Genomic DNA, 21,632 nt, shown 5'->3' on the forward strand with positions numbered 1-21,632 from the left:
CATTAAAACATACCATTTTCATTGACGAGTGGGTCGGGCTGTATTTGCCCAATGTCCCAAAATTCGGCAATTTTTCCATTTTCGAAACGACAAATGTGAACTACTGCCAAGGTTGTTAGCCCGTTCATTTGCATTTCAATTTTAGAATGCACAGCGACCAAATCACCATCTTCAATGACATGTTGAACTTCAAAGACTTTATTTGGTGTTTCAGCCGCGCTTTCACGCATTCCTTCCTTCAAAGAGGTCGCATCACCCGAATAATAAGGGTTGTGATGCTTGAAATTCGGAGCAGTATAATTGCTGTAGGCTTCATCGACTTCGCCTGCTGCGGCAAGCTCTAAAAACCGTACGACAATTTGTTTTTGAGATAAGTTCATGATTATCTCCAACTCTTTATTTTAGACCTTACTGTAACAGGTCATCTTCTTCGTCGCCTTCCTCGAAGACATAAGCCATACAGCCCCATCCATCATATTCACCCTGAAATTTTTCAGCGATGCTGGTAAACCATTGTTCCAAATCAACAATATCTGAGTACTCTGGTTCCATATTGACAAAGACCGTAATCACCCATTCATTTGGCTCAACAGAATCATCTTGAAAGAGTGAAACCTTTTGTTCTTGGTACAGTAAATAGAGTGCACATTGCTCTGCATTTTTCTGATCTTGAAAAGCAATAGAAAATTCAATTTCATGTAGATCGGTTAAATCATCCCCGTCTTCAGCCATTTGCCAAAGTACATTGCCGTTATCGTCATCTGGAAATTGTTCGTAATCACGAGTCATAATATGATCCCTTGTTGTTGTTGCCGTATTAATATTATTCGGCATTAAGAATACCCGAGTTTTATTGCAGTTTGGGTATATATTCCGTTCCCAATTGCATCAAATTAATTTTTTTTAATTATATAAATTTTAAAAAGGCACCTGCGATTCAATCACCACATGCGTTCCATTTAATGGATGCTGGAAAGCCAAATATGCGGCATGTAACGCCATACGGTTTAAGTGAAATTGCTTAGGTTCGGGGTGATATAACTTGTCACCCATAATCGGATGTCCAATATGCATCATGTGTACACGTAGCTGGTGCGAACGCCCTGTTACTGGTTCCAGTAAAACACGAGTTTGATCAGTTTTGGCATCATAAACTAGAGGCTGAAATAAGGTTTTGGCATGTTTGCCCAACTCAAAATGCACAATTTGTCTCGGTCGATTTTCCCAATCAGTAATGAGCGGAACCTCAACGCTCCCCTCTTGATTTACTCGTCCTTGTACCACGGCAATATAGTGTTTTTTGACTGTTCTAGCCTGAAACATTTTACTCACCGCAACTTCTGCATCACGGTGTTTAGCAAACATAAGCAAACCCGAAGTCGCCATATCTAGACGATGAGTCACTTTGGCTAAAGGGAACTTTTCAAGCACCCGTAAATAAGCACTATCATGATGTTCAGGCAACCTCCCCATAACCGACAATAGACCCGCAGGTTTATCAACCACGACCAAATCGTCATCTTCAAATAAAATTGAAAGAGGATCTTGTGGCGGAGCATAAACAAAGTTGTCGTTTAAAGGCATTGTCGTAGAAGCAGCAAGTGAGCATGGCGGCAGATCATAAAGAAATTTCCAATTTACCGCAAAATATTCTATAAAACTCACCATGTTCCACGTGAAACTCAGATTGAGTTTTTACCGTTTTTTATTCATTTCAGATAAAAGATCGAGCTGAATTTCTTGAATATGTGCAAGTCTTTCCCATTGATGCGATAAAAGATGATCCATTTTTTCATGTAAATGTCTAATCTCAAGCTCAGCTTTTAAATTAATTTGATAGTCATGTTGAGCGCGTAACCGATCTTTTACCTCCTGCCGATTTTGACTCATCATAATGACAGGTGCCTGAATTGCAGCTAAACAGGACAATACCAGATTAAGTAAAATAAATGGATAAGGATCAACAGGATGTACAACCATCACTACGGTATTTAAAATGATCCAAGCCACTAAAAATAGTCCAAAACAAGTTAAAAAGACCCAACTTCCGCCAAAAGAGGCTATTTTATCTGCTAGTTTTTCACCCAAAGTCCAATTCTGATCGAACTCTGTCTCTGTATTTCGACTAATCAGCTCATGCCGTTGCATACTGCCAATCACTTCATTTTCTAAAGTTGTTAACTCGCCTTTTTCTGAACGTAAGAGTGATTGCACATATTTAATACGGTAGTCTGCCAAATCAGCACGACAAATAAAGGTTGAAAAAGACCAATCCGGATAATCTTTCAAGATTTCTTCTCCAATGACATCTCGAATGACTTCACCAGAGACCAGATCTTTTAAGGGAAAACTCTTTCCACAAACGGCGCATTGGCGACACTGGTTTTTATTGTCCATTTTATTCAGCTCGCAATTGATAATGCGTATATTATATAAACGATTTCAATGGATAACATCGTAAATAAAAATAGTACTCTAACCCAATATCTGTAAAGTGGCTGGTACTATTTTTCGGTGGGCAGGAATCACAGGCAACATGTACAGCCGCCCAAGTAAATTTTTAATATGAACCACTGTGGTTATGGTCAGTACTTGAGTCTTTTCATTTTTATAAATAGATAAAGTCACATTTAAATGTTTATCGTCATCGCCAACCACTAACTCATTTTCGGTACGCTGTAACAAGGTAAAAATTCCAATCCGATCACCAGCTACATATTCATTTTCTTTTTTATGCGCATCAATTTGCTTAAAACTTCCTAAATCTTTAAGCCCAATCTTTGAAGTAATTTTATTACGTAAATTCATACTCCATTCTATCCATTGAGGCGTGTGATGGAACAGTTTAATAAGTTGCTGAAATACATTCAGGTCTGGTTGGCCAAGCACAATACTCCACGAATCGTGGAAGTAAGCATTGTTCAATTGAGATGAGATTTGGCTGTCATGTGGCAAGGCAGAAAGATAAGGCTTATTCATGGATTATATTCTTGTAAAGTATCGTTTTTATTATAGAGAATTTTTTAGGGTGTCAAGGGAAAACATCTATGGTTTACTTCAACAATTATAACTTTGTAAGTTAGAACCTTATGCCTATAAACTTTTGATCTATAGCGTCCTAAGCCGAATCGAGACCTTTTGGGTGAGTACACACTAACGTTATACGTTTTGGTGCATGCTACTCTTTTCGATCCCTATCACACCCTTGAGATATAGTTTAGCCAGCACCCTGCGGGATTGTTTTTCTAAGAACAGCTAATTTTAAATATTTTTGGGAATTTTTACGTAATTAAATAAATTAAAAAGAATTTATTCCCATTTCACTATAATTAGTTAAATTTAAATTCCACTTTATTTGTATTTTACGGTTTATTTTACCAAGTCATTAACTATTTTTTATAGCATTGCATCAAAATATAAAAATTAAATTACCCTTCACTTCTTTCAGTCATGAAGGGCAAAAATCTTTTATGAAGATATAAAACCATGCTTACGAGCACTGTAAACAGTGCATAACGCGATGAGAGCAAAAGCCAGCATAATCCATGGAAAAGACACTGCGCCAAAGCTTTCAAGTAGCCCGCCGCCAACCATTCCACCGAATGCGATAGCAAGGTTAAACATAGTGACCAACATGGACTGTGCGACATCTGCCTCATGACCCGCTGTATTTGCTAAGGCTGTTTGTAATAATGTTGGAGCACCACCAAAAGTTACTCCCCACAGCACAACCCCAGTTATCACTACAAAACTCGAAGAACTGTAAGCACCTAACAGTGTTGTTGCAATAGCAAATACAAATAAGCTTAAAAGCGTTATTTTTCTTAATGATCGATCGATAAACATACCTGTAATGAGAATGCCTACAATTGAAGAAATACCAAATAGAAAAAGTATCGTCTCGACTTTGTATGCCTGCCCTGTCGAAGCCAAGAAAGGCGAAATATAAGTATAAAGAATGCTATGGGCTAATATCCAAAGAAATACGACTGCTAAAACAGCTCTAATGCCAGGCATTAAAAGAACTTTTAAAATCGGCAACCTTTTTTGTGCTGACTGTCCCGCAAAATCAGGAATACTAAAACGAATCCAGACAAATAAAATCAATGCCAGTAAAGACATTATCCAAAATACGCCACGCCACTCAAACAGCGTTCCCAACCACGCACCTAAAGGAACACCAATAGACAAAGCAATTGGCTGTCCAACCCCAGCAATTGCTAAAGCTCGACCTTGATAAGATGCAGAGACCATGCGTCTTACATAACCCGCTAAAAGCCCCCATATAACGCCCGCCGCCATACCTGCAATGAAACGAGCAATCAAAGTCAAAATATAATCATTTGATAAGGCAGTAATCGCATTAAATAAAAGTAAACCTGCAATCGCACTGAGTAACAAGGGTCTCCGATTCCAACTACGGGTAAGACTAATGAGAGGTATTGCTGCTAAAACCGAACCTAAGGCATACACTGCAATAAGCTGCCCTGCGTATGCCTCTGAAATATTTAGCCCTTGACTGATTTGGGGCAAAAGCCCTGCTGGCATGGTTTCTGTCATAATGGTTAGAAAACCTGCAACAGTAAAAGCCAACAGTTTCCAAATCGGTAATTGAGCAGAGAACTCATCATTTAAATGGTGAGATGTTTCATCACTCTTAATATTCATAAAGCTTTACTCTCAAATTCTTTTTTAACGTACTTACCATGCTCTGCATAGCTATATGCTTGTTTTACAACGTTAGGATAGGAAGACATTTATTCTCCATGTGAATTAAAAATCATCATTATGGAATGATCATTCCAATTTAAGTTAAATAAAAACCTTAACTATCCAGCTCAACAATAGTTAAGGTTTAAATGAGTTTTATAAAACGTTTAAAGCAACCTCGACCACATCCATTAAGCATTGCTTTCTTTGTTCAAGCGGGCTGCCTTTGCCTAAAACACGCAAACCTTGCATAGTATTTAGAAAGAAACTTGCTAACGCACACGGATTTTGAGTAGAAGCAATTTCACCAGATTGTTGAGCCCTAATTAACAAACTCTCTAAAGCATGCTGTAGTTTCTGTAGGTTACTTACAACAAATTGAGTGACATCTTCATCATGGCCAGACAACTCTAAACAAGCATTTGCGACCAGACAGCCTTTGTGTTCTGCATCATTTAGCTCATCTTCAACCACATTAATCAGTAATTGCCGAATCAGTTCTTTGGGTGAGCCTGAACCAGACAACAACTTCACATTATTAAGTGTAGTTAAAAGTTCATAGCGTTGTAATGCTTTTTGATAAAGCCCCTGTTTACTCTGAAACGTACTGTAAAGGCTACTTCTAGATAATCCCGTACCTTCAACTAAGTCTTGAACTGAAGTCGCTGCATATCCATGACACCAAAAAACATGCATGGCTGCATCAGCAATTTCATCAATTTCAAATTCCTTTGTTCTCATAAGCAGCCTTAACAGGAACGATCGTTCCAATTAATTTATGATATGAAGATAAATAAGTCAAATTAAAAGTTATTTTATCAATCATTGTCCCATCTGGATCATTTAAACCAAACTTACTCATTACTGCTTTTAAGATTTTTTGTTTTGCTCTTTTCAGTATTATTTTTTATAGATAACTTTTTCGCTTGAATACATTATAAAAACATATTATAAACTATTTCTAACCAAATAATTGGTTTTTGGAACTTTATAATGAACAACAATATTATAATCTTTGGTTATGGAACAGGTATTTCTAAAGCCGTAGCACATAAATTTGGTAAAGAAGGCTATAAAATCGGGTTAGTGGCACGAAATGCCGAAAAACTCGAAAAGGCCATTTTAGAACTTAAAACACATGGTATTGAAGCTTACGCTTTTACATGTGATTTAGCCGTTCTTGGAAACATACCAAATCTTATTCAACGCATTAAAGATCAATTAGGAGAGATTAAAAATATTCATTGGAATGCTTCCCATGATATTGAAGGCAACATATTAGAAACCCCTCCACTGGAGCTCACCAAAAGCTTTCATATTCGCGTTTCGAGCTATATTGCTACGGTACAAGCTTGCCTACGTGATTTAGAAAAAAATCATGGCAGCATTTTATCGACAAATGGAATTTTCGCGTTCGATGCAGTGGGAATAGATTTAGTTGCCAAAGAATATTCATCATTAGCAATTACTGCTGCCGCCCAATATAAAACCACCAACTTACTTGCTCATAGTCTAGCTGACTCAAGTGTTTACGTGAGCCAAGTGGTTGTGAATGGTTTCGTTGATGGGACATCTGGTGCACAAGATAAGACCTACACAGTACATCCCGAAACCATTGCAGAGCAGTTCTGGTACTTACATCAACGTAAACAAGAAACAGTTTCTCTTTGTGGAGAAGCAATTCAAGCTGCTTAAAATTATTTCTTATGACTGAAGAAGCGTAATCAATTACGCTTCTCTGAACTTCTTTAATTTTAAGCTTGTATGTATATGAATTATTTTATTATTTTTCATATTCTGAAGGATCAATTTTGTATTTTTTAAATAAAATAGAGCGTACAGAATCATTTATGCTGTCATCATATTTAATAATTAAATAAATATCTTTCTTAGTTAAAGGAATAGCTTTTAAAATATCACTTAGCTCTGTACTTCTAATAGAGCGTACTTCACTTGGTTGTTTAGATATTTCAGGATCTTGCTCTTCAAACTTAAAATCAACACCTTGCAAGTTGAAATAAACCATAACTCTTCTGTTTAAAGAGTCACTATCATCATATAAAACAGTACCTTCTGGCAAAATATAATATTCTGGCAAAGTACTATTTTTCGAATATTTACCTTCAAACGAATATATCTTTAAAGGTTTCTCTAGAACATGAATTTCTGGTGTTTTTGTAAGTTTCCAGAAGTAATAGTTTAATAAAGACTGAACGATGAAAAGTAAAATTAGTATGGTAATTAATAAATTCTTTTTCATACTTACCTCTTATTTAAACCAAATAAAATCATATGGTTAAATATCTTATTCATTTACAATAAATTCATAGGTCTTATCTAACTTCCCATCCCCACTAGCATAAAAACCCGCATATATATGAATCGTAAAAGTTCCTTTATATTTTGGAACTCCAGTAATTTTTAAATTATTATAAGCATCTGCTTCATTTTCATCTATTGAGCTAATAGAGATATTCATATCAATTGGAAAATTAGTTTCAACCTCAAAAGATTGTGGTATTACTCTACCACCTGTGATGTTCAATTGTTGATTATACGTCTCTCCTACATAGGCTACTGGAAGCCTTTCCGGATCAATTGTATATTCGTGACCACACCCTGTCATAAGTAACAATAGAACACCTAAAGTTATGAAATTAAATTTCAAATTTTTAATCAAATTATTTTCCTTCCCATACAATTGGAAATTTTTCCGATTTAGAGACATTACCAATCATTGTAGAGAGAATTGCTTGGCATTCTAAATTGATTTTTTTAACTGAACTTATATCTATAGGCTGGCAGCTTCTATTATTATCATGATTTGAGCAAAATTCTACAGATACATCAATTTTATTATTTTCAATCTTATTTATATAAGTATCTAATATTTGCTAATGATCAATTATATTTTTACAAATAAACTTTTTTGATGATGATTCTTTTATTTTATTTAAAACGTCCTTATCTTCAATCTTGATAGAAAAATTTAATTTTTTATTACTTTTTACAATATCATCTATTGTGAAATTTGAAAAACTTTCACTACAACCAGTTAATAAAATTAATCCTAACAAACAAAGAAATTTATCCATCTAAACATTTCATTTAAAGTAAGATTTTCTTATAGTCTCTTTTGATATTAAAATATCATCTGCTATGACTTTAGCATCTTTTAAAAAGCCACCAAAAATTACCCTACAAGACATATTATTAAATAATATTTTTTCTAACTGGCTCTTATTGATACATATATTCATTGATTCATCTTCACAGACTTTAAAGTACCCAGGTGAAGTATATTTTCCATTATCTAATTTCTCTTCATCAATTAAAATTTCACCTGTAATAATGTATTTCTCAAGATTATCACATTTAAAATGAGAATATTTATACTTATTTTCATGATAAATTTTATTTAATCCCAAATTTGTTACCAAATTAAATTTAAAAATATCACCACTCATACCAGCCATATGAGAATAAGTTAAATTTTTAAGGGTCATATCCTTAAAATTTTCTTTCTCATTTTTGGCTAGAGGATTACAACCTGAAAATAAAATCGATAAAATTATTAAAAAATATTTACACATCCATTTTATTCTACAATAATTAATTTATATTTTTTATTCAGTTCATCACTACCACCGCCATAAAAACCTGTTGAAATATTTATTGTATATTCACCTTTATATTTGGGAATACCCTTAATTGAGAAATCATTAAAACCGCTAGTATCATTGTTCGGTTGAATTTTCAATCCTAAATCATCAGGCATATTAGTTTCTATTTCAAAGTACTTATCCACTACTTTTCCGCCAGTAATTTTTATATTCTGGGAATATACTTCATTGACATGAGCTACAGCGAGTTCCTTTGGTTGTACATCATAGTTGCTACAACCATTAAGAATCATTGCCAATAAAATATATCGAAACATGTCTTTTTATTCTTTAACTACAAATTCATAGGTTTTATTTAGCTTGTCATCGCCTCGCCCATAGAAATATGCATTAATTACAATTTCATATTTCCCTTTATATTTTGGAATTCCATCAATTTTTATATGATTGTATCCATCTATATCATCTACGGGAGTAATTTTAATCTCCTGATTCTCTGGGATATTAGAAGTTAATTCAAAATGTTGTTCAGAAACTTTACCTCCTGTAATTTCAATAAACTGTGTATATGACTTTCCAACATGGGCATCAGGTAACTTATTGGGAGAAATATCATACTTATGACCACATCCAGTTAACATAAAAAAACTTAGAATTATTGAAAATTTATAAAGCTTCATTAAAAACTCTCTCTTTTAACAACTATTGCAAAAAAAATATTCTTGCAGAAATTAGTGTAAGAAATATTCTTCCCTAATCTTTGCCTATTTTCTCCCCATGAAAACAGTTTCAATGATACTAAAGTTTGGTCAGGGTCTAATTCCTTTGTAATAGGATTCCCATTAGCTTCTCTTAGCTTGTCTGTCCAAACTACCCAATGATCAGGTAAGTTCCGTGTTCCCGAACTAAAACCATTACTCAATATGCTTGCAGATATTAAAGTAACTACATAAAACCCAGACTCTATATATTTATTAAGCTGATCAACTAAACTAGGAGAAAATCCAGTTATAGAGAAGGAAAATGTTTCCACTCCTTTAAAACCGCTTTTCTTAAACCAATTAGTTACCTCTGTCCATAAAGTTATACCCGGAACTTCTTGGCTAGGGTCTTTTAAATGTAATGCAATATTTTCTGACTCTCTTAAACTAGCTAATGTGATCCAATCAATTGGAGGGATTTTAGGAGAATCTTTGATATAGAAATTTTTTACACGCACACATCCATCTTTAGCAGGCTTTATTTCTAATTCACCTATTCTAGTCACTCCTGTTTCCCACAATTGTTTAACTGCAAGCTTATAATTATTAGGACTGAGATTAATAAGACAAAAGAAGTAGACTGCCGGACCACATAACGAAGCCAAGTCCTGATTTGGTAGAGGTTCGTTCAAACGAGCTTGTAAACCAGCTTCAATTTGTATTTTTGAAAATGGGTCTTTCGCTTCCAGATTAACGCAGCGAACTGTGTTCACTGTAAGACCTGGATATTAAAGACCCATCTCAAAACATAACATGGGTAACACCTGAAGGCGGCGGTGGTCCAAACTACCCGAACATGTAAATAAATAAACCCGCTTTGGCGGGTTTATTACATTTCTAGTTCTCAACTTAATAAATTACAGATCAACTTTAGCACCAACAACTTGATTTTATTCAAAATTAGCATTCGTCAACTTTGCTTTATTTGATTGATAAGCATCATTTGAATAATTTTTTCTTAATTCAATTCTGCATTCAGTATCAATTTTTGCTTTTTTAATATCGACTGAACAATCATCATTTTTACATATTTCGACATGTGCCATATATTTATATAATTGATTATTAATTTCTTCTGAATCTAAGTCTACTCCACCTCTTACCATAAACTGATTTTCCAAACAATTTAGCTTAGAAATAGGAAATGCATTTTTTTCAGAAATTTCTTTTAAAGAAGAAGAACTTGTAACAAAACCTTGGTATGTTTTTTCTCCACTATACATAGATTGGAAATATTTAAATTTTCCAAAATTAATATCGGTAGATTGAGAATCTATGTTTTTAGAAGTACAACCAAATAATAAAAATATCCATATACATGATAAAAATTTCATTTTACTTGAACCTTTTTTAATTCGGCTTGCAATATTTGCTCTGGTGATTTAGATATACTAGGTATTGTTTCACGCATCATTTTGCTAAACCAAGCGTGACTAAATTTAGTTTCATGAAATGTATTGCTGTGTTCTTTTGGATAACTATCCCATTGCCCTCCAGCATCAGCAATTGCATCATCTGTTGTATAACTAGTAGGGCTAGGATGATACCCTTTCCATTTTGGTTTATAGCCTTCCCATTCCACCGTATTCTTTATATCGGTGACAACATTATTATTTGGTTTACAAAAAACATTTATCCAATTATTTGCAACAGGTTGTGGTGCTAGTAAATAAATTTGGGCTCTTACTGCTGGAGTAGTTAATATATTGGGAGGACTGTTTTTTGATAATAAAACTCCAACAGGGTCAATAGTAATTAATAAATTCACTGGTACCCCTGCTTTGTTCAGTTCTGTAACTAAACCAGATGAATTCCAGCCACCCAAACTATGACCTATAATATTAATTTGAGTTTGTGGATTTTTCGCATAAACCTCAAGAATATCTTTAAAAGCATTTCTTTTACCTGAAGCTACAGGAATAGTTACTTTTCTATTATTATAAGCCTCCTCATAGCCATAATATTGTTTTAAATTTTTTGTATTCCCCGTATTAAAATTTTTTGCATAATTACCAACAATTTCTGTAGGCCCTAAAGAATCTCCCACACCTGGTAGTTTTACATCTCCATATATAAAAGGGTATTTATCAGCAGCCCCGCCAACAAAGGCTGTAAAACTTTGGGTATAAACTTTAAGTTTAACTGGTACAACCGCTGGCACAGGATTAACCGTTCCCATTGTTGTCTTAACCAAATTAGCATAAGCTTGTACTTCAGTGCCCATCGTTTATCACCACATGTATTTTATATTGCTTATTCGGCTCTTCTGTTTCTAACTTAACTAAGCCAGTTCGATCTAACTTACCGCGCTCAATTTCTTTATCATTTTCGTCAAAAATAATATATTCCGTGCCAGGTTTTAGTTTATTTCCTTGTTTATCCATTACATCAAACCATAAACCATATTTTTGTTTTCCTTGTTCGGGTAGATACGGTAATGAACTATTTACATTCCCGCCTCCCATAAACAAATGCTGTCCAGCCTTCGCTTCAAATTTGCCACTTGTGGTCATAAAAATACCCGACCCAGTAATTTTGACTTGAGAGCCGCCTGCGGTGAGCACAATTTCTTTGGCTGCTGTCGCTTCAATTTTGTCTTCTGCTGAAATAATCTGAACCGCTTTACGGGCAATTAAATCTGCTCCGTCACCTTGCGCTTGTATCTCGACTTTACCTTTACCGGCATATAGTCTTGCCCCTTCTTGCGCGGCAAAAAGGCTAATTTTATTTTGGGCATGTGCAATCAAGTTCTTTTGTGTAGACAAGTTAATGCTGTCCCCAGCAGTTTGGTTTAGCTGCCCATCTGCGCTTAAGTGAATATCTTCGTTACTGCTCAGCGCGACGCTATTTGGGCTCGCCAACAACATAATCGCCTCTTTAAATGTTTTGGCTTTTGCGTTGTCTTGCTGCTCAAGTTTTTCAATAAAGGATTTTAAGTTTTCTAAATTTTCTAACGGGTCAGTTTGCTGATTTTTGGCAACTTCACTGAGTGCCTTGGCATTGTTAAGGCCACCGTCTATTTGTTGCTTGGCCTCAATTGCATCGAGGTGTACGCCTTGAGCTTGGTCCTGTTTGTGGGTACTAAGGAGTAAGCCACTCCCAGCTCTTACCGCACCCCATTGGTCTGTTCGTAGCTCAAAACCTTCACCACGACCGTCACTTTCGGCATTGTCTTTTGGATGGCTTAAGTTACCCAAGTTTAGTTGGCTTGCCGCATGACTGCTTTGTAGTTGGGCACTGATTTGCCCTGTGGTGTCATCAAAACGTAGTTGGTTAAAGCCCTTACCATCAACTTCTTCTGAGCGAATGCCGCTCAGTTTTTTGGTGTCAGGTAGCTGGCCTTTCTGGTCAAACTGGGTTGGGTGACGTTCGGCTTCGTGAATGCGGCCTACCACAAATGGGCGGTCAATATTGCCGTCAAAGAAGTCGATCACAACGATCTCACCCACGCGAGGCAAGAAGCGTGCACCATAACCTGCGCCTGCCCACGGGGTGAGTACATCGACCCAAGCCGAGTCGGTGTCATTGTCGTTACTTCCCACTCCTCCGTCATGACTATGGTCGTCAGCTCGGGTAAACAGGAAACGGACTTTAATGCGTCCCCACTGATCAACATGGATGCTTTCGCCTTCCAACCCCACCACTCTAGCTCGCTGCGGGTAAGCTGCTGGTCGGTGTTCTAGCGGACTATATTCGGGCACAGCTTTAATGTTGCGTCGAACAACATTCAGCTCAGCAAAGTGGCGTTGCTCAGGGTTTTGCGTGTCGAGTTGAGCTGCTTTGAGCTTGTCTTTTGGTAATAGGCGCTCAAGTTGCTGTTGTAATTCTTTCGGTAAATTATTCTGGTTATAGTAGTGCTTGCTTAAGATTAAAAATTCTTTATCAGCACTGTCATGGCGCTCAAGTTCAGGGTGGTCATTCAGCTCAAACCAGTAACCCACTTGTGCATCACGAACGTTGCCTGAAACCGTAAACTGTTTAGAACTCAGGTGATGGTAAGCATTGATGTGCTGGTTAAGCTGTTCAATCTGGCTATTACCCGAAGCTGTGGCTTGATCTTCACCGTTTAAGTCCTGCATCCAAGCGGGGCTAACGTGCCATGCATCTTCAAGGTTTAGGCTGGCATTGTCATAATGTTCACTGTGCTGCTGCGTGCCCTGTACGCTGCCACTACCTTCTTCTTGTTGCAGCGCATCGGCTTGCCAACGTTGCACATGAACCGAAGTTGGCTGTAAACGGCGCTCAGCTTTGACTTGGGTAAGGGTATCGAACTGCTCTGTGGCACTACTGCGTTGGTAGCGTAGACTACGGCGTTCAAGCGCCTGATAATTTTGATTATCGTCAATTAAACGCAATACTTGTGGCTGAATAGAAGCACTAGGGTCAGCGACCAAAAGCTGCGATTCATCAACCAGCCAGTTTATGCCTTCGCTACGCCACAAACGGGTTAAAAAGTCATAGTCGCTTTCATTTGACTGCATCACAAATGGACGCACATCGTAGTCTTTAGTTAAGCCTGCCGTGTCGAGCGTTAGGCTTGCGGCAAATAACGGGCTTTTACCCTGCCATTCTTTAAACAGAATTTCGCTAATATCGCGCACGCTTTTATTCATAAACACGCGGCTATTACGGCGTTTATGCCAAAGTGCAGTTGGATCTTTTAAGGTGAGGTTATAAATAGTGAGTGAGCCGTCGCTTTGCCCTTGGCTCGCTTCGGTAATAATGCCTGTAGTTCTAAAAAACTGGCCTGTATCAGTGACCTGATCTACGGCAACCTGACAGCCAATAAATTGTTTTAATGCAATATGTGCGTTTGTCGACAGACACAGTAATTCAGCAACGCTACCTTGGTTGAGCGTATGTTCGCCTTCAATGCGCTGTAAGAAGACTTGCTGATTTAAAGACTGATTTGAGAATTGGATATGAACAGCACGATTTTGTGAAACAAGGCCTAAACGTTCCAATATACTCGACACACTCATCTGCATTTTTATTATCAATCAAACTTATATTTAGGCCGCATTTTAATTAAAAAAAGACTAACCTGTCTATCTATACTCATTTTCAAAATGTAACTGGTCTAAATATACTGTTTTAGGTTAGCTTCTTATTAAATAGGTATTTACAAAGTAAAATTAGATCATTTTAAAGCGCTATAAAGTGCCTACATATATTTAATATTTTTCTTTTATATTCAAATAGATATTAAAGAAAATAATTTTTCAAATTAATAAAATTCAGGATGAGATATGAAAATAAAAAAGTCTGCTTTTTATATATTTATGGTGATTTTCTCACTTCATTCTTCAGCATTTGCTGAGCCGAGTGTCGCCGATATTCAATATCGTGCAGAACAAGGGCAACCCGTGGCTCAATATCATTTGGGCATGATGCTTTTAAGCGGCGAACAAGGCGTTGTTAAAAATTATGAGCAAGCTTTTAAATGGCTAACTGCGGCTGACCAAAATGGAAGTGTGGGCGCAAAATATAGTTTAGGCATGATGTATTACACAGGCACAGGGGTAGAAAAAGATGCCAAGCGCGCTTTTGATTATTTTACTAAGGCTGCGGCTAAGGGTCATGCTAAAGCGCAATATAACTTAGGGGTGTTATACGACAAGGGTGAAGGAACTGCGCAAAATTATGGAAAAGCGTTTGAATGGTTTAGTCGTGCTGCCGAGCAAGGCTATCCACCTGCAGAATATAATTTAGCTCAGCTATATAATAAAGGTCACGGTGTCTCAAAAAGTGATGAGCAAGCGCTTAAGTGGTACACCAAAGCGGCTGAGCATGGCGAAAGTGATGCCCAGTACAACTTGGCCCAAATGTATTTAAATGGTGAAGGCACGCCGAAAAACCCACAACTGGCAAAGAAATGGTTCCAACAAGCTGCCAATACAGGCGATGTAGATGCGAAAGAAATGCTTAAAAGTTTAGAATAAAGACTGTCTTACCTCTAATATTTTATAAATCAATGAATTTCTATTACTTATAAGACAGTATGTATGACCTATTTTATTGTTTTTATAAGGCCACATTGATTTCGATTTTAAATTACTCTTCCCATTTTCTAAAAACGAGACAGGTATTTACGCCACCAAAACCAAAGCTATTACTCATGACTGTTTTTAGTTCGGTTTCTCTGCTCGTTTGAACAATATCAAAACTTTTAGCTTCTTCGCGCAGTTCGGTAATATTAATACTCGGCGCGATAAAGTTATTTTGCAGCATTAAAATAGAATAAATAGCTTCGTGTACGCCTGCTGCCCCCAAACTATGTCCAGTCATCGACTTGGTCGAACTAAGTGGCGGTACTTTTTCACTACCAAAAGCTCTTTCTATGGCTAATAGTTCTGGAATGTCTCCTGCTGGCGTTGAAGTACCATGCGTATTTATATAATCAATGGTTTCAGAACCGTTTTGCTTAGCTTCTGCTAGTGCCAACTTAATACAGCGAGTCGCACCTTCACCACTTGGGGCTACCATATCAACGCCATCACTATTGGCAGCATATCCAACCACTTCTGCCAAAATTTTTGCTCCCCGCTTTTGGGCATGACTTAAAGACTCCAAAATCACCATGCCACCGCCACCAGCGATCACAAAGCCATCGTTATCTTTTGAATATGGGCGGGAAGCCGTTTCAGGCGCATCGTTATATTTAGAGCATAATGCTCCCATCGCATCGAATATTGCCGTTTGAGACCAATGATCTTCTTCGCCGCCACCAGCCAGCATTAAGTCTTGTTTACCAGAAGCGATTAGGTGAAATGCATAGCCAATTGCATCGGCTGAAGTGGCACAGGCACTCGCGATTGATTGAGATACACCTTTTAGGTTGAAAGCATTTGATAGGTTAGAACTAACCGTATTTGTAAGATAGCGTGATGCTAAATAAGGTGATACTTCGCTTGCGCCTTTTTCTTTTAAAGTATTCAGCATATCAATGATTGAAGCTGTCGAGCTGCCACCTGTTCCTCCAATCACGCCATATTTTGAGTTGTTCGCAATATCACTCACATCAAGCTCAGCATGTTGTAGCGCATCGACCGCCGAGTTGTATGCATACATGGCACAAACGCCCATGTGTTTTTTTAATTCTGGATCAATATTTTCAAAATCCATTTTGGCTGTGCCGCTGACGTGACTCCGAAAATTCAATTGTGCATAGACATCGTTATAGCGAATGCCCGAGCGACCTACTTTTAAGGACTCGGTTACTTTCTCTAAAGTATTTCCAATACAAGAATTGATTCCCATACCTGTTATTACAACACGTTCCATTTTTATCTCTGTAAAAATAATAAAAATAGATCTTAACAATCAAGTTCTTTTTTGGAACTGGCAAAATATTTCTATATTTATTATTTTTTCTAATCAAATATAAATAAAAAGTTAATAATAATATTTTTATTTTAAAATATATTTAGATTTATTATTAAATCAAAAATATTTTAAATATTAAATTGACGTAATTAAAATCACCGATTATTATCTCGTTGCTGGCCTACATTGCCAGTCGGTTTTGACAGACCGTTGATCCACGGCGGGTTATAGTACAATCTATAAGTCGTTAGACCCTTGCGTCCCCTTTTCTTTGCGGTAGGACGGATGGGGGACGCCCCGTGCGTGCTGGTTCCATGGATCCCAGTCTGTCAACCCCCTTTCGTTCTACCACCATAAATTAATTCGCGGTGATCTGGTGGTAGAGCTCCATACTTTTAAGGAGTTGACCATGACACTTTTCAAACTTATTCCCTCTCCAATTTAATCATTTTATTTATTTAAAATTTGGGTTTTCTATTGCCTAATTTTTTAAATTTATAAAGTATTTTTATTTTAAAACTTAAATTATTTTATTTTCCTATATTTATGGGAGGATTAATTATTACCTAAAAATTATTTTAATCCTTAAAACCAATTATATTTTTATTCTACTCATAGATATAAATCATTATGAGAATAATATGACAATTTATAAACCTATTTTGGCTTTAAGTTTCATTCTAGGCAGCTTGGGTATTTCGGGTTGTAACTTACACACCCAGCAGGAGTTTGAAAAAATTTGCCTGTCGGGTGGGCACACCCAAGCCAGTTGCGACTGTATTTACCAGCGACTTGAACAAGCTTACTCACCTAAGCTGATGCAGCGCCTAGAACATGTCAGTTTGCAAAGTCCTGTTCTCCCACAGGACTTTGCCCCTACTTTTTTCAGCGTCATGCAACGGTGTGACAAAAGTAGTATGGGCTAAGCATTTGGCTTAGCTCCTTTATCTCTGTGTTGCAATGGTTTCTTACTTTAAATCAGCGCAAAAGATTAAAGCCTGTTGTGGCACAGAGGCCTAAAGAAGAATATTTTTAAGGAATTTGAACTCTTATAGTTTAGATATTTCTATACTTAGCTCGTTTTTAACGATAAAGTCATGTTTAATAAGTAGTATTTTTTATCATTAATATCATAGAGCTAATAAAAATGAGTTTTTATACAGAACTACAAGTCCGTTATACAGATTTTGATACGATTGATTTATCTACTGAAAAGCAAAAAATTCTAGAAATATTAACTATGTTAGCTGAAGGTGCAACTCATGAGGATCTCTATAATGACTTAGTGAGTGCCTTTGCTAATGGACAGGCTGACCTTAATATTGACCCTATTTATTGCGAAATAATAATAGAAAAAATTACCGCCCTATTTCCACATGCAAATTTTGAATGTCGAGGGTTAGGAGAAGAGTATTTTTATACATGGATTCTTTGTGTTGAAAATGGGCAGATTATTTTTAGCAGCAAGCCTTGGGAAACTGAAAATCCTTTTATATAAGAATAATCATACGTTCATATTGTTTTGTACGTTTTAACCTACAAACTTTTAGGGATTTTGCGGATTGGCGATACCCTGCTTTTTTCCTATGATGAGTTCATACAGGAACAGGATGTTCCGGAACACAAAACAACAATAATAGGTTCATGCACTAGGAGCGTGAGATACGACAGGAGTCATATCTAGCAACCAAATACGAAAAAGCTCGACAGGATGTCGAGCTTTTTTTATATCTGAATATTGATAAAATTTTAGAGTTTAAAAATCTCAGGCAAGCTATCTGCAAGAATATGAGGAATGTTATTTGGATAAACAATCTCGTCTGTTTGACTTAATTCATCAAATGTCCACCAACGACTTTTACTAATCACAAGCTTTTCATGTTCTGACCAGTTTACTGTATTCACTTCTTCATTTTTAATAAAAACAATAAAGAGTCTTTCTTCAGAAATCACAACTTCCGCACTCGGTAGCATCATTTCAAAATTGCGTGTTGCAACATGATTACCTACATTCTGTCTTACTACACCTAACTCTTCATAAAGCTCTCGGCAAGCTGCTTGCTCGAAGGTTTCCCCTTCTTCAAGCCCTCCACCGACAGTTGCCCAATGTGATTGACCAGCCAAAGCATCATTTGTATGAGTAAATTGAAATAATAAAATTTGATGTTTTTCATTAATCACTAATAGTCTTGAAGATTTTCTAATACGCATTTGATTTTTTCTTGAAGTAACAAGGTGGCTATTATTCATATTCGCTTTGAAAAGTTAAATTATTTCTCAATGTACGTTTTAACCTACAAGCTTTTAGGGATTTTGCGGATTGGCGACTTCCCGTTTTTTTCCTATGATGAGTTCATACAGGAACAGGATGTTCCAGAACATAAAACTACAATAATAGGTTCATGCACTAGGAGCGTGAGATACGACAGGAGTCATATCTAGCAACCAAATACGAAAAAGCTCGACAGGATGTCGGGCTTTTTTATTGCTGTTTAAAAATAATCTGAAAGAAAATTCTTATAGTGTTTTATTCACAACATACCGTTGAACTACTTGATCTTGAGTAATTTCAGAATGAAGACAACCATTGTTTGCTTGAATTACTTTTGCGGACGCTAAATTAGTTTTATAACAATGTATATGTAATTCCGTTAGGCCTAACTTCCATGCCTCCTGAATCGTAAGCTCTAATAATTTTGAACCAAAATCATTTCTACGTTTAGAAGGGCGAATACCTAGACCAATATGCCCGCCACAATATTGAATCTGTTCATTAAGCTTAGGTCGTAAGTTAGATACACCAATAATTTCATTACCCTAAAGCGTAGTGTTCAATCAATACCACGTGAGCATCTTCACGACCTGTTAATCGCTATTTGTTTAATTGGAATCTATTTTTACTTCAACTCATTTTGCCAAGGAAACTTTTTCAGTCGATGTCTCACGCGATACATCAATCCGCCATGCAGGTTGCCGACATGCCATGCTAATTTTGAAGTCAGGGTCATGTCAGGAATCCAATAACGAGATTGTAAAGGTACAACAGGTTTAGGTTCAGCCAATTCAATCTCTGCGGCGATATAGCCTTCACCATCCGCTAAACTCATACGTGCCAACACATTTCCAGTAGCATCACAGATTTGTGTTTCACCCACCATTTCCGTTAACCATTTGACGTAAGGTAACATCGGCATATCACTCAGGATTTCTCCGACATGGGCAGCATGTACCACTGGAATACCTGTTAAACGTGCCATTTGTGCAGGCAGTGCTTCACTTTGATGTTTATATATTTCATGTTCACGACGCATCCATGTACCCAATAGCCCATACCAATTAATCGGCATGGAGTACCAACACATTCCGCCTAAAATCAACTGTGCTTGCTGTTCTCGCACACGTTTGGCTGTGCGAAATCTTGCCCACTCCCAGCCCGACAGCAAAGCAACTTTACAGTTTAAGCTTGTCGAATCCACCTGCCCATCGTCCGAACCACCACGATAAAAGTTTTGCTCCCATGCAGTTGGAATATCTTTGTCATGCAGATGATAATCGCCATTACGCTCCACCATGACATAACTGCCATAAGTATGCCCATCACGTATCGCTACAAATCCACCTGTGATCACCACATTTAATTGCTTCGCTAAGCGGATTAAAAGCTGTAAGGGCTTGCCCTCCAAAGGTTGTGGTGTAAACAACGCCTGTGGTGAATAGACGTTTGGAGAAGTCATCGACTCAGGAAGTACGATCACATCAGGCGTATGCTCTTGATGTGCAGCTAAAATCAATTGTTCAAGTTTTTTTAAATTTGCTTCAACCTTTCCTAACTGTAATGCAGGCTGAATGGCAACGATTTTCATATATGTAATTCTTTTGAGTACTCATAAAAAGCTTAGCATCGAATCTTAGAAATACTTTGACCGTACTGCCTCAATGCTTGGTTTATTTTTCTGTAGAGCGACCGCTGATAAAACTAGTATTAGCTCTAAACATCGACGGCGCAAAATCCACCATACGGCGTAAAGTTCGGGTGAAATGGACTTGAACTGAAAAGCCTATCTTTTATAAGCATAATAAACCTGCGACCTTTAAACAGCTGTTCTTTGGCCTCGCCTGCGATTTTACTATGTATAAAGATATTTTATTAAAACGTGTGAAGTGGTGATATACATGGAAAACTTAGATTATAAAATTACGTCTAAGTTCTCTTATTCAACCAAATTTAAAAATTCACGATGTTGAATGACTGATCTTTTCTTGCTTTTTATGGCGTATCCAAAGTATTGCCAAAATAACAGCAATAACCACCACAACTGCGACAAGCGCGGGAACTAGCAAAGCTGAAACAGAAAGTAAGATTGCCCCAATCCACTCCCCTGTAGCGACAACAAAATTTCCTAAGCCGCCAGTGGTTGCAGTTGAAACACCGCGTGCAGCGACTGTACTCATTTGCACCACACCAGCCGTACCACCACCCACAATAATGGCTGCTGCCCAACTGGCGAACTGAGACATTTCACCACTACTCACAGCCATCGTCGCTAACGTACCCGCAATCATAGCCGCAGGGGTCGCAACAGTGTCTAAGGCGTTATCGACCCACGGAATATAATAAGCTGCAACTTCGCACATCGTTGCCACAGCTAAAGCCAAGCAAACCGATGGCATAGCTAACCACTCAAAACCTTTTGATGGCTCAAACCATCCCATCATGGTTGCAATGCTCATCACCAATAGCGGCACAAACACGCGAAAACCGCAGGCAGCGCTCAAACCCACGCCAATACATAAACCCAATATTGTTTCCATAAGGTTTCCTTTTCATGCCCATCACGGGTCTTGTTATGTAAGTCTTATTTTAAACTAACAAAAAGCCCCATCGGGTGACAGGGCTTTTTGTTAAATGCGAACGCAAATATTATTTTATTCTTAACGTTTAAATTCAGTGCAATAGCATTTAGTGCACGGCGGTAAACGATCTGTATTAATTTCTAAAAACACTCTCTGGCCACATTGAGCGCAGAAATAGAAGCCTGTTCCGGGTTTTTCGCCAGCTGTTACCATGATTGTGTTCCTATAATCGTATAGATATTAAACAGGAATATAACCCAGTTAGAGTGATTGTCAATTGTCCATTTCGCCCGATGATGATGGCATAAATGCAAAAAATGTTATTTGTACGATTTATCTTACAAACTTTTAGGGATTT

The 21,632-nt window shown here is 37.1% G+C and carries 26 protein-coding genes and 4 pseudogenes; 6 read left to right on the plus strand and 24 right to left on the minus strand.

Annotated elements, in window-relative coordinates; all coding sequences use genetic code 11:
* Nucleotides 1–2 precede the first annotated feature (2 nt).
* The 7 genes from MKL38_RS14765 to MKL38_RS14795 form a co-directional block, all read right to left on the minus strand.
* Entirely contained in the window at nt 3–380 is a 378-nt protein-coding gene (locus tag MKL38_RS14765; protein WP_270903620.1) for a nuclear transport factor 2 family protein, read from the minus strand.
* 28 nt (nt 381–408) lie between these two features.
* Entirely contained in the window at nt 409–789 is a 381-nt protein-coding gene (locus MKL38_RS14770) for a ribonuclease E inhibitor RraB (protein WP_205470058.1), read from the minus strand.
* A 129-nt stretch (nt 790–918) separates the two neighbouring features.
* Nucleotides 919–1,584 carry an RluA family pseudouridine synthase gene (locus MKL38_RS14775; RefSeq protein WP_270903675.1) on the minus strand — a complete coding sequence of 222 codons (666 nt, stop codon included), beginning with the start codon at nt 1,582–1,584 and terminating at the stop codon, nt 919–921.
* A 111-nt stretch (nt 1,585–1,695) separates the two neighbouring features.
* A complete protein-coding gene (locus MKL38_RS14780; RefSeq protein ID WP_003655668.1) occupies nt 1,696–2,397 on the minus strand; it encodes a DUF1003 domain-containing protein in 702 nt (233 codons plus the stop codon).
* A 78-nt stretch (nt 2,398–2,475) separates the two neighbouring features.
* The gene (locus tag MKL38_RS14785) at nt 2,476–2,979 is read right to left on the minus strand and encodes a DUF2867 domain-containing protein (RefSeq protein WP_016139629.1); all 504 of its coding nucleotides are present in this window, start codon (nt 2,977–2,979) and stop codon (nt 2,476–2,478) included.
* A gap of 489 nt (nt 2,980–3,468) precedes the next feature.
* Nucleotides 3,469–4,668 carry an MFS transporter gene (locus tag MKL38_RS14790; protein ID WP_270903621.1) on the minus strand — a complete coding sequence of 400 codons (1,200 nt, stop codon included), beginning with the start codon at nt 4,666–4,668 and terminating at the stop codon, nt 3,469–3,471.
* 198 nt (nt 4,669–4,866) lie between these two features.
* Complete coding sequence (locus tag MKL38_RS14795) at nt 4,867–5,451, minus strand: TetR/AcrR family transcriptional regulator (RefSeq protein ID WP_270903622.1); 585 nt, start codon at nt 5,449–5,451, stop codon at nt 4,867–4,869.
* A gap of 252 nt (nt 5,452–5,703) precedes the next feature.
* Between MKL38_RS14795 and MKL38_RS14800 the strand changes: the two genes are divergently transcribed.
* On the plus strand, nt 5,704–6,405 hold the full coding sequence (locus MKL38_RS14800) for an SDR family NAD(P)-dependent oxidoreductase (protein WP_270903623.1): 702 nt from the start codon (nt 5,704–5,706) through the stop codon (nt 6,403–6,405).
* Between the two features lie 88 nt (nt 6,406–6,493).
* On the opposite strand, the gene MKL38_RS14805 is transcribed toward MKL38_RS14800, so the two are convergent.
* The 7 genes from MKL38_RS14805 to MKL38_RS14835 form a co-directional block, all read right to left on the minus strand.
* Nucleotides 6,494–6,970: a hypothetical protein gene (locus tag MKL38_RS14805; RefSeq protein WP_270903624.1), complete on the minus strand. Its 477-nt coding sequence runs from the start codon at nt 6,968–6,970 to the stop codon at nt 6,494–6,496.
* Between the two features lie 45 nt (nt 6,971–7,015).
* Complete coding sequence (locus MKL38_RS14810; RefSeq protein ID WP_270903625.1) at nt 7,016–7,438, minus strand: hypothetical protein; 423 nt, start codon at nt 7,436–7,438, stop codon at nt 7,016–7,018.
* A gap of 166 nt (nt 7,439–7,604) precedes the next feature.
* Nucleotides 7,605–7,805: a hypothetical protein gene (locus MKL38_RS14815; protein ID WP_270903626.1), complete on the minus strand. Its 201-nt coding sequence runs from the start codon at nt 7,803–7,805 to the stop codon at nt 7,605–7,607.
* A 9-nt stretch (nt 7,806–7,814) separates the two neighbouring features.
* A complete protein-coding gene (locus tag MKL38_RS14820; protein WP_270903627.1) occupies nt 7,815–8,303 on the minus strand; it encodes a hypothetical protein in 489 nt (162 codons plus the stop codon).
* 5 nt (nt 8,304–8,308) lie between these two features.
* Nucleotides 8,309–8,650: a hypothetical protein gene (locus MKL38_RS14825; RefSeq protein WP_270903628.1), complete on the minus strand. Its 342-nt coding sequence runs from the start codon at nt 8,648–8,650 to the stop codon at nt 8,309–8,311.
* 6 nt (nt 8,651–8,656) lie between these two features.
* Entirely contained in the window at nt 8,657–8,974 is a 318-nt protein-coding gene (locus tag MKL38_RS14830; protein WP_423779019.1) for a hypothetical protein, read from the minus strand.
* 38 nt (nt 8,975–9,012) lie between these two features.
* Complete coding sequence (locus MKL38_RS14835; RefSeq protein WP_442866679.1) at nt 9,013–9,807, minus strand: hypothetical protein; 795 nt, start codon at nt 9,805–9,807, stop codon at nt 9,013–9,015.
* Between MKL38_RS14835 and MKL38_RS14840 the strand changes: the two are divergent.
* Nucleotides 9,775–9,896, plus strand: a pseudogene (locus tag MKL38_RS14840) (4Fe-4S dicluster domain-containing protein); the annotation flags it as partial. The gene MKL38_RS14835 and the pseudogene MKL38_RS14840 overlap by 33 nt on opposite strands.
* An 88-nt stretch (nt 9,897–9,984) precedes the next feature.
* On the opposite strand, the gene MKL38_RS14845 reads toward MKL38_RS14840, so the two are convergent.
* The 3 genes from MKL38_RS14845 to MKL38_RS14855 are packed head-to-tail and all read right to left on the minus strand — an operon-like array spanning nt 9,985 to nt 14,082.
* Nucleotides 9,985–10,428, minus strand: coding sequence for a hypothetical protein (locus MKL38_RS14845; protein WP_056484051.1), 444 nt, complete (start codon nt 10,426–10,428; stop codon nt 9,985–9,987).
* Nucleotides 10,425–11,318: a hypothetical protein gene (locus MKL38_RS14850; protein ID WP_270903631.1), complete on the minus strand. Its 894-nt coding sequence runs from the start codon at nt 11,316–11,318 to the stop codon at nt 10,425–10,427. Before MKL38_RS14850 ends, MKL38_RS14845 begins: the two co-directional genes overlap by 4 nt.
* Nucleotides 11,308–14,082, minus strand: coding sequence for a type VI secretion system Vgr family protein (locus MKL38_RS14855; RefSeq protein ID WP_270903632.1), 2,775 nt, complete (start codon nt 14,080–14,082; stop codon nt 11,308–11,310). Before MKL38_RS14855 ends, MKL38_RS14850 begins: the two co-directional genes overlap by 11 nt.
* 261 nt (nt 14,083–14,343) lie before the next feature.
* Here MKL38_RS14855 and MKL38_RS14860 point away from each other — a divergent pair, with 261 nt between their 5' ends.
* A complete protein-coding gene (locus MKL38_RS14860) occupies nt 14,344–15,036 on the plus strand; it encodes a tetratricopeptide repeat protein (RefSeq protein WP_270903633.1) in 693 nt (230 codons plus the stop codon).
* 112 nt (nt 15,037–15,148) lie between these two features.
* Here the strand turns inward: MKL38_RS14860 and MKL38_RS14865 are convergent, their stop codons facing one another.
* A complete protein-coding gene (locus MKL38_RS14865; RefSeq protein WP_270903634.1) occupies nt 15,149–16,378 on the minus strand; it encodes a beta-ketoacyl synthase N-terminal-like domain-containing protein in 1,230 nt (409 codons plus the stop codon).
* Between the two features lie 683 nt (nt 16,379–17,061).
* Here MKL38_RS14865 and MKL38_RS14870 point away from each other — a divergent pair.
* Both MKL38_RS14870 and MKL38_RS14875 read left to right on the plus strand, forming a co-directional pair.
* Nucleotides 17,062–17,346: a hypothetical protein gene (locus MKL38_RS14870; protein ID WP_270903635.1), complete on the plus strand. Its 285-nt coding sequence runs from the start codon at nt 17,062–17,064 to the stop codon at nt 17,344–17,346.
* Nucleotides 17,347–17,567: 221 nt separating this feature from the next.
* On the plus strand, nt 17,568–17,918 hold the full coding sequence (locus MKL38_RS14875; protein WP_013199238.1) for a hypothetical protein: 351 nt from the start codon (nt 17,568–17,570) through the stop codon (nt 17,916–17,918).
* 251 nt (nt 17,919–18,169) lie between these two features.
* Here MKL38_RS14875 and MKL38_RS14880 read toward each other — a convergent pair whose 3' ends face one another.
* From MKL38_RS14880 to MKL38_RS14895, 4 genes and pseudogenes are all read right to left on the minus strand, one after another.
* Nucleotides 18,170–18,670 carry an NUDIX hydrolase gene (locus tag MKL38_RS14880; RefSeq protein ID WP_270903636.1) on the minus strand — a complete coding sequence of 167 codons (501 nt, stop codon included), beginning with the start codon at nt 18,668–18,670 and terminating at the stop codon, nt 18,170–18,172.
* Between the two features lie 267 nt (nt 18,671–18,937).
* Nucleotides 18,938–19,237, minus strand: a pseudogene (locus MKL38_RS14885) (GNAT family N-acetyltransferase); the annotation flags it as partial.
* A gap of 80 nt (nt 19,238–19,317) precedes the next feature.
* Entirely contained in the window at nt 19,318–20,283 is a 966-nt protein-coding gene (locus tag MKL38_RS14890) for a carbon-nitrogen hydrolase family protein (RefSeq protein ID WP_270903637.1), read from the minus strand.
* An 82-nt stretch (nt 20,284–20,365) separates the two neighbouring features.
* Nucleotides 20,366–20,479, minus strand: a pseudogene (locus tag MKL38_RS14895) (AraC family transcriptional regulator); the annotation flags it as partial.
* Between the two features lie 4 nt (nt 20,480–20,483).
* Between MKL38_RS14895 and MKL38_RS14900 the strand changes: the two are divergent.
* Nucleotides 20,484–20,588: pseudogene (locus MKL38_RS14900) on the plus strand (Mpo1-like protein); the annotation flags it as partial.
* A gap of 65 nt (nt 20,589–20,653) precedes the next feature.
* Here the strand turns inward: MKL38_RS14900 and MKL38_RS14905 are convergent.
* Nucleotides 20,654–21,232 (minus strand): DUF4126 domain-containing protein, encoded by a 579-nt coding sequence (locus MKL38_RS14905; protein WP_270903638.1) that lies wholly within the window; start codon nt 21,230–21,232, stop codon nt 20,654–20,656.
* A 120-nt stretch (nt 21,233–21,352) separates the two neighbouring features.
* Nucleotides 21,353–21,487 carry a zinc ribbon-containing protein gene (locus MKL38_RS14910; RefSeq protein ID WP_004640417.1) on the minus strand — a complete coding sequence of 45 codons (135 nt, stop codon included), beginning with the start codon at nt 21,485–21,487 and terminating at the stop codon, nt 21,353–21,355.
* Between the last annotated feature and the right edge of the window lie 145 nt (nt 21,488–21,632).

Source organism: Acinetobacter sp. AOR14_HL, from assembly GCF_027855175.1.
Taxonomy (GTDB): Bacteria; Pseudomonadota; Gammaproteobacteria; order Pseudomonadales; family Moraxellaceae; genus Acinetobacter; species Acinetobacter calcoaceticus.

Excerpts from the sequence above, each read along its gene's own strand:
- MKL38_RS14850 (WP_270903631.1), bottom strand. The coding sequence starts at position 11,318 with ATGGGCACTGAAGTACAAGCTTATGCTAATTTGGTTAAGACAACAATG.
- MKL38_RS14815 (WP_270903626.1), bottom strand. The coding sequence starts at position 7,805 with ATGGATAAATTTCTTTGTTTGTTAGGATTAATTTTATTAACTGGTTGT.
- MKL38_RS14805 (WP_270903624.1), bottom strand. The coding sequence starts at position 6,970 with ATGAAAAAGAATTTATTAATTACCATACTAATTTTACTTTTCATCGTT.
- MKL38_RS14880 (WP_270903636.1), bottom strand. The coding sequence starts at position 18,670 with ATGAATAATAGCCACCTTGTTACTTCAAGAAAAAATCAAATGCGTATT.
- MKL38_RS14875 (WP_013199238.1), top strand. The coding sequence starts at position 17,568 with ATGAGTTTTTATACAGAACTACAAGTCCGTTATACAGATTTTGATACG.
- MKL38_RS14830 (WP_423779019.1), bottom strand. The coding sequence starts at position 8,974 with ATGTTAACTGGATGTGGTCATAAGTATGATATTTCTCCCAATAAGTTA.
- MKL38_RS14860 (WP_270903633.1), top strand. The coding sequence starts at position 14,344 with ATGAAAATAAAAAAGTCTGCTTTTTATATATTTATGGTGATTTTCTCA.
- MKL38_RS14765 (WP_270903620.1), bottom strand. The coding sequence starts at position 380 with ATGAACTTATCTCAAAAACAAATTGTCGTACGGTTTTTAGAGCTTGCC.
- MKL38_RS14770 (WP_205470058.1), bottom strand. The coding sequence starts at position 789 with ATGACTCGTGATTACGAACAATTTCCAGATGACGATAACGGCAATGTA.
- MKL38_RS14800 (WP_270903623.1), top strand. The coding sequence starts at position 5,704 with ATGAACAACAATATTATAATCTTTGGTTATGGAACAGGTATTTCTAAA.
- MKL38_RS14825 (WP_270903628.1), bottom strand. The coding sequence starts at position 8,650 with ATGTTTCGATATATTTTATTGGCAATGATTCTTAATGGTTGTAGCAAC.
- MKL38_RS14795 (WP_270903622.1), bottom strand. The coding sequence starts at position 5,451 with ATGAGAACAAAGGAATTTGAAATTGATGAAATTGCTGATGCAGCCATG.
- MKL38_RS14890 (WP_270903637.1), bottom strand. The coding sequence starts at position 20,283 with ATGAAAATCGTTGCCATTCAGCCTGCATTACAGTTAGGAAAGGTTGAA.
- MKL38_RS14810 (WP_270903625.1), bottom strand. The coding sequence starts at position 7,438 with ATGTCTCTAAATCGGAAAAATTTCCAATTGTATGGGAAGGAAAATAAT.
- MKL38_RS14865 (WP_270903634.1), bottom strand. The coding sequence starts at position 16,378 with ATGGAACGTGTTGTAATAACAGGTATGGGAATCAATTCTTGTATTGGA.
- MKL38_RS14855 (WP_270903632.1), bottom strand. The coding sequence starts at position 14,082 with ATGCAGATGAGTGTGTCGAGTATATTGGAACGTTTAGGCCTTGTTTCA.
- MKL38_RS14870 (WP_270903635.1), top strand. The coding sequence starts at position 17,062 with ATGACAATTTATAAACCTATTTTGGCTTTAAGTTTCATTCTAGGCAGC.
- MKL38_RS14910 (WP_004640417.1), bottom strand. The coding sequence starts at position 21,487 with ATGGTAACAGCTGGCGAAAAACCCGGAACAGGCTTCTATTTCTGCGCT.
- MKL38_RS14780 (WP_003655668.1), bottom strand. The coding sequence starts at position 2,397 with ATGGACAATAAAAACCAGTGTCGCCAATGCGCCGTTTGTGGAAAGAGT.
- MKL38_RS14905 (WP_270903638.1), bottom strand. The coding sequence starts at position 21,232 with ATGGAAACAATATTGGGTTTATGTATTGGCGTGGGTTTGAGCGCTGCC.
- MKL38_RS14845 (WP_056484051.1), bottom strand. The coding sequence starts at position 10,428 with ATGAAATTTTTATCATGTATATGGATATTTTTATTATTTGGTTGTACT.
- MKL38_RS14790 (WP_270903621.1), bottom strand. The coding sequence starts at position 4,668 with ATGAATATTAAGAGTGATGAAACATCTCACCATTTAAATGATGAGTTC.
- MKL38_RS14775 (WP_270903675.1), bottom strand. The coding sequence starts at position 1,584 with ATGCCTTTAAACGACAACTTTGTTTATGCTCCGCCACAAGATCCTCTT.
- MKL38_RS14820 (WP_270903627.1), bottom strand. The coding sequence starts at position 8,303 with ATGTGTAAATATTTTTTAATAATTTTATCGATTTTATTTTCAGGTTGT.
- MKL38_RS14785 (WP_016139629.1), bottom strand. The coding sequence starts at position 2,979 with ATGAATAAGCCTTATCTTTCTGCCTTGCCACATGACAGCCAAATCTCA.